This is a genomic window from Psychrobacter sp. CAL346-MNA-CIBAN-0220, assembly GCF_040309805.1.
In the GTDB taxonomy this organism is placed as follows: domain Bacteria; phylum Pseudomonadota; class Gammaproteobacteria; order Pseudomonadales; family Moraxellaceae; genus Psychrobacter.
This window is the reverse complement of the sequence record NZ_JBEOPF010000723.1, coordinates 1-236: the sequence shown is the minus strand read 5'-3', so window position 1 is coordinate 236 and position 236 is coordinate 1. Positions and strand designations below refer to the sequence as shown.

The 236-nt window shown below is 41.1% G+C and carries 1 protein-coding gene; it reads right to left on the bottom strand.

The features are described from left to right. Positions 1-236: DNA-directed RNA polymerase subunit alpha C-terminal domain-containing protein (locus AAEY88_RS15470; RefSeq protein WP_350563807.1), on the bottom strand; the 236-nt coding region annotated here is incomplete at both ends.

Genomic DNA, 236 nt, shown 5'->3' with positions numbered 1-236 from the left:
CGCATGCCCAGAGAAAGTCCACGTGAAGCTAGCACGTCTTTAATTTCAGTTAGAGACTTCTTACCTAAATTAGGTGTTTTAAGAAGCTCAACTTCAGTGCGCTGAACTAAATCACCGATATATTGAATTTGCTCGGCTTTCAAACAATTTGCTGAGCGTACTGTTAATTCAAGGTCATCAACTGGACGAAGTAGAATAGGATCGAATTCTGGCTTCTCTTCTTTCTCTTCTGGCTC